This window comes from Nitrospirota bacterium (assembly GCA_040756155.1).
Taxonomy (GTDB): domain Bacteria; phylum Nitrospirota; class Thermodesulfovibrionia; order JACRGW01; family JBFLZU01; genus JBFLZU01.
The window spans coordinates 1-6,092 of the sequence record JBFLZU010000019.1; the positions used below are offsets into that span (position 1 = coordinate 1).

At 41.1% G+C, this 6,092-nt stretch carries 7 protein-coding genes; all 7 read right to left on the reverse strand.

Annotated elements, in window-relative coordinates; genetic code table 11:
* Positions 1–194: ATP-binding cassette domain-containing protein (locus AB1488_01675; protein ID MEW6408807.1), on the reverse strand; the 194-nt coding region annotated here is incomplete at its 3' end.
* A gap of 13 nt (positions 195–207) precedes the next feature.
* The gene (locus tag AB1488_01680; GenBank protein MEW6408808.1) at positions 208–1,473 is read right to left on the reverse strand and encodes an FtsX-like permease family protein; all 1,266 of its coding nucleotides are present in this window, start codon (positions 1,471–1,473) and stop codon (positions 208–210) included.
* 18 nt (positions 1,474–1,491) lie between these two features.
* A complete protein-coding gene (locus AB1488_01685; protein ID MEW6408809.1) occupies positions 1,492–2,163 on the reverse strand; it encodes an ABC transporter ATP-binding protein in 672 nt (223 codons plus the stop codon).
* The gene (locus AB1488_01690; protein MEW6408810.1) at positions 2,164–3,381 is read right to left on the reverse strand and encodes an FtsX-like permease family protein; all 1,218 of its coding nucleotides are present in this window, start codon (positions 3,379–3,381) and stop codon (positions 2,164–2,166) included. It abuts the gene before it with no gap.
* A 178-nt stretch (positions 3,382–3,559) separates the two neighbouring features.
* Positions 3,560–5,062, reverse strand: coding sequence for a hypothetical protein (locus AB1488_01695; GenBank protein ID MEW6408811.1), 1,503 nt, complete (start codon positions 5,060–5,062; stop codon positions 3,560–3,562).
* Positions 5,063–5,154: 92 nt separating this feature from the next.
* A complete protein-coding gene (locus AB1488_01700; GenBank protein ID MEW6408812.1) occupies positions 5,155–5,364 on the reverse strand; it encodes a DUF2892 domain-containing protein in 210 nt (69 codons plus the stop codon).
* A gap of 374 nt (positions 5,365–5,738) precedes the next feature.
* Positions 5,739–6,092: hypothetical protein (locus AB1488_01705; protein ID MEW6408813.1), on the reverse strand; the 354-nt coding region annotated here is incomplete at its 5' end.

Genomic DNA, 6,092 nt, shown 5'->3' on the forward strand with positions numbered 1-6,092 from the left:
TCTCCTGTTGTTGGTTGGTCTATGCCGCCCATAACATTAAGAAGGGTTGACTTACCCGAGCCGCTTGGACCCATGACTGCTATGTAGCCCCCTCTTTCTACATTCAATCGCACATTATCCAGGGCATGAACGGACTCTATTCCCATCTTATAGATTTTTGATACCTCGTGAAGTTCCGAAATGAATTTTTCCATCTGATTACCTCCTTTACAAAGCCCTGAATGCCTCTACCACTCTGATCTTTGCAGCATAAAAAGCAGGATAAATGCTCGCAAGAATGCTGGACAGGGTAGAAAGCATAATGGATACCAGTAAATATCTCAGTGGAATTTTTATCAGTATGTCTTCAAAGAGGAGTGGTCCTATTAGATAGGCAAGTCCTGTTCCAACACCAAAACCAACAACACCTCCGATTATTCCGATAACTATGGACTCATAAAGAAAGAGCATTATAAGTTGTTGCTTTGATATACCAAATGCCTTGAGAAGTCCTATCTCTCTTATACGACTATAGATAGAATTCATCATCATATTGAAGACACCAATGCAACTGAGTATGAGAGAGATTATCAGGAATCCCATTATAACATTCGCAGTATTACGAAAGATTTTTGATTGGGCAGTGGCTATCTCTTTCTGTGCAGTTGCCCTCACACCAACAACCTTCTGCGATATTGCGATGACAGCATCACCAACAGGACATTTTGGGCACATCGCCCTTACATTAATCATTGAGATCAAACCCTGCTTTCCAAATATCTTCTGAGCAGTTTTAAGATGGGTAAATATCATATAATCGTCAGGGGAGTCTGTTTCATTTAATATTCCGACCACTTTTAAAGGTGTTTCAACAACGGTTACTGTATCACCGACCCGGAGTCCAGACGCCTGTGCAAAAAGATTACCAAGGACTGCTTCAGGCACATCACCCTTAAATTTAGGTTGCAGGGTTAGGGTATAAATATCCGCAACATCCCCTCCGAGAAATTTACCCTTCTCAACATCCCACCAGAATCTTGCGACTAATTCTTTATCTATCTCCACACCTCCCACAATTACATTAATCCCATTGACCGTTGTTTCTTCATAAAGTCTCGGTGCAAAGGTAGGCTTCTGAAACTCATCTACACCTCCGATGGTTCCAGCACCTAAGACCAGCCCTCCAATTTTCTCCCAGCCTGATCTTATGGCCTGGTCATAGACCTTCTCGATCTCCGGTATAGCCTCCTCGGGTATATATTGCCCGGTCGCTATACCAAACATCCTTAAACTGGTTTCCTTCTCAATCGCAGGGAGGATGGTCAAGCTATGTCCATACTTTGCGATGGTATTGAGAACCTCTTTATTGGCTGAATTAGCAGTAATGATCACTCCTATCAGCATAGACATCGAAATAGCTATCCCGAGGGCTGTATAGATTGTTCGAATCTTCCTGTGTTTTATCTCCTTTAATGCTACTTGATAGAGTCTCACTTTCTCCCCCCTTATAATTTAGCCTGAAATTATTCCCTCCTTCATATGGAGTATCCTCTTAGTTTCTTTAGCAAGGCTCAGATTATGGGTAACCATAATGAAAGTTATCCGTTCTTTTTCGTTGGTTTCTAAGAAGAAATCTATAACCTCCTTTTCTGCATGTTCATCTAAATCACCTGTCGGTTCATCTGCCAGAATGATTTCTGGTTTATTTATAAATGCCCTTGCAACAGCTACTCTTCTGTGCTGACCTCCTGAAAGCTCTGATGGATAGGCATTTATCTTGTCAGATAATCCAAACCTGTACAAAAGTTCTTTTGCCCTTTCATATAGCTCCTTTCTGCTACGAACACTGCTATTAAAAACAACTGGAAGAACCACATTCTCTATAGCCTTAAGGGTTGGTATCAAACTCGCAAATTGAAAGATAAAACCAATTTTTTTATTTCTCAAATCGGAAATCTCCATATCATTTAACCGCCAGATATCTACATTGTCTATCAGGATACCTCCTTTTGTTGGTTCTGTTAGTCCACCGAGCATGCTCAGAAAAGTGGATTTTCCACAACCTGAATGTCCTACAATTGATATAAATTCCCCTTTTTTTATTTCGAGATTCGCATCCTTGACCGCCTCAATCCTCTGTTCACTCACTTCATATATCTTCCATAATCCCTTTACACTTATCATCTACTCACCTCCCCTTATAGCATCATAGGGGTGCATCTTACTGCCGATAAGTGCTGGATATGAAGCTCCAACAATTCCAACGATCACAGATAGTCCTACAGCAATTAATGCAAGAAACAGCATCGAAGATATAGAGGGCCAGATATACGGCATATTAAGTGCCTTCAGATTAAAGATAATTGTTCTTTGATATATCCTCAATATCATCCCTCCAACTATAATCCCTGATATGCCACCAAGTGCAGTAAGCATTGCTGATTCATATACTATTAATCTAAAAATTGAGTGCTTTCTTGCTCCAATAGCCCTTAATAATCCAAGTTCTCTTCTTCTTTCATTTATGATTGTTGAGAAGATTGCGCTTATCATCATGACGTTTGCGACGATGAGTACCACACTTAAGATAAATGTCCCGCTGAAAAGGGCTACGAGATTCTGTCTTACAGATGTGATTATATTCCCCGCAGTAATGACCTTAACATCAGGGTTTTTGCTGAGAGTAAAGTTTACTAGTTCTGGTTTTGCACCAACATCAAGCCGGATCAGGACTGCTGAAATCTTACCTCTATCCAGAGCAAGTGGTACCACCCTGGGATTGTTCTTGGATTTTTCGGACAGCTCATATGCCGTCTCCATTGTTATAAAGACAGCATTATCATAAAGACCTACGCCTGTTTTGCCGAGTTTCCCGTAGACCCTTAAGTTCTGACCATAAAAAGTTATGTTATCTCCTGTGTTGTAAGGGTTTAATCCCCCGACAACTGCCCGGAAGTCGCCAAAGGGTTCATCGAGTTTCTCTTCGAGCCAGGGCATCACAGTAAAATCAGTAGCAGGATCAAAACCGACGACAAAGGCATTACCTATAGCACAACATTCACCTTCTGCAGTTGTAAGGAATACCTGTGGAGAGACATTCTTCACCCCTTTGATGGTTGGGGCATCCCGCATTATATCTTCATTCATATAAAAGATTGATGCCTCTCCTGTTAGGAGTGCAGATTTCATGCTGACCAGTGCACCTTTGGGAACAACAATCATATCAGCCCCGAATTTCGAAAGCCCCAACTTTAAACTATTATCTACACCCATTATTAATATCGCAGTAGAAAATACTGCACCACTCACTATGGCAACCGCAATCAAAAGGGCATAGGTTCTATATGGTCTTCTACGGAGGTTCTGTAACGCAAGGAATGTAAGGCTAAGGTATCTAAGCATCTTCTCATACTATAGTTTAGTAATTTTGAGATATTCATCATTAATTGTCATTCCCGCGTAAGCGGGAATCCAGATAAACACAAGAAACTCAAAGATTGGATTCCTGCCTTCGCAGGAATGACTTATAATGTTTAATCAGGATACGGGTCACCCCCGTATCCTGATTTTTATCACCTCCTCATGTAGTTGGTGACCTGCTGATCCTCAGGTCTTTTAAGGTTCTCGGAACAATCACATGGTCATGGGACCCTGCTGTGTTCGGAAGGAACCCGATAAGTTTGTCTGTCTTCACATCCACGATGAAAATTCCACTTTGTGTCTTCTGGTATGCACTGAATACACCAGTCATATGTTTTCCATCATATGTTACCTGAAGTGTATGCTGGTCAGGACCTATCTCTACCTCTTTGATAACCTTCCAATTTACGGCATCAACAACAGCATATCCATTAGGTGTTGGTGATGGCCACCACAGTGTCACATAGACCTTCTTGCTATCTGGGGTGAATCCCATATGGAAGGTTTGCGGGTAAGCGCCTCTCCACTCAGGTTTCGTTACCGCAGTCTTCTGCTTCCAGTTCATTGGATTTGAGTGATCAGAGGAATCCCAGACATATATGGCGTTCTCCATGATAGCGCCCATTAATAGGAAGTGTTTGCCGTCCGGTGAGAATCCTGCCTGATGAGCATAATTCTCTACCTTTGGTATGTCGATTTCCCATGTATCTTTATCTACCTTATTCAGTTTTCCTACAGTAATTTTACCTCTATACGAATACATCACACCGACTGGTTCGTAGTTATTAGTTTTATCATGGATCACGGATGCACCAACAACTCTGAGTGCGGTTACTGCCCACCTTCCTCTCGGGTCAAAAAGCAGGGCATCCACTCCGACTGAATTTATTGCCCTGGGACCTGTAACCTTACCCTCTACAAGAAAGTTCTCTCCACCAGGGACGAGTTCCCAGTCTAATTTGAGGCCCTTGAGGCCCTGCAGGTCATATTTGCCAGTCTTCGGGTCAGGAGATATCTTTTTTACAATCAGTTTTCCACCACCACTCCATGCCTCTTTTACATTTTTAATATTCGGCTCCCAGTCGTAGAAGATCGCTGCATCAACCTTGGATGTTTCTCTGTCGAATACACCTATGATATCTTTCTGACCATCTCCGACAGCAAATTTCTTTGCATCCTCAGATATAGTCACATGGACTCCAAGACCAAGACCTGTGGTTTCAGCCACATCCTCGATAAGATTCATCTTTGTTCCATCGTACTTGACCCTGTAGATGTGAAAACCAGCGGCAGGGTCTTTAACCTTTGTCGGGATGCCATAGATATACAGGTTCTTCCCACCCTGCGTATTAATGATGTACTCAAATCCCTTATACGGATCTTCGGATGGGAATGCAGCTATATGGTGGGTGATCGGGGTATAGTCTCCATAATTCCAGAAGGATATCCATGCAAGGGTCTTCCCTGTTGACAAATCTACAGCAGCTACTGTGCCTGAAAATTTACCAGGGACAAGCATGATGTACTTACCGATTCTATTGTAGATATCCTGAAAGTTCTTCGGAGCAAATATCGCACCACTGCTAAATACAGCGACTGTGAATACAGCAATTAGTAATCCCACGAGAAACAGCTTCCCTCTCATTTTCTTTATTTTTTCCATTATCTCTATCCTCCTTTCTTTAACTTTCTTCAAACCCTATTAGATCAATAGACAATAGACGAATTCCCACCTCCTTTCTTATACGAAGGCTTTTATTTTTCTTTGCCTTGCTTTTTGCCTATCCCCAGTACTCTGAGAACTGCCATTATGGGGCACCAGTTTGTGAAACCCGATTGAAAAAGGTTAAAACCGAAGATTCCAGTGATATATAGCCATTTTTCACTCTCGTAAAGAAATGCAAGTGCAAGGCTTATGAGTATTAAAATACCTGTTATTACTCTCAGCCACCTCTCAAGTGTCATTTTTAAATTCCTCCCTTCTAATCAGTGCCAAAAATACGGGATTGCTTCGCTTCGCTCGCAATGACAAATTGAGTAATGATGCCACTCTCTGTCATTGCGAGGAGTCCCGATTTATCGGGATGACGAAGCAATCTCTTTAATAAAAGCCAATAAAATCGATTATTTTGAATAAGTATGCTTCCTTCTAAACTTTTATAAAGCAATTCTTATACCTACATCTATGTTTATGTTGCACAGTCTGTAACCATTTGAAATATCAAATAAAAGTCAAATTGTCTGACTGAGAAGAATGCTCAAGTGGGTTATTTATTATTAAAGTGTTTTTCATTTTGGAAAGATTAGAGATGGAACCTTTTCGATATGAAAAGGTTTAGTTATTTAACTTTCGGGAGTGGAATTGCTACGGAGTCTTCTTTATTTTTATATTTTATCTCAACTATTAAATTCCATTTAGTTTTCATCTGGAGGTAGATGTTATCGATAATATAAAGGCCTCTATCTTTCTCTCGCACAATAGTTTGCTTACTTGAACCATGTCCATGCTCAGCACACCATGGGGTTGCCTTTATGAAGGCTCCTTCAATGGGATTTCCAGAGGAATCGCGTAATATGAGTTTTATTGGCTTATTTCCCCCTATTTTAAGGCCACCCTTTTCTATATGTATCTCAACTAAAAAAAGACCACTCTCTGTTTGTATTTGCTCTGCATCAGCATAGTTAAAGGGAAA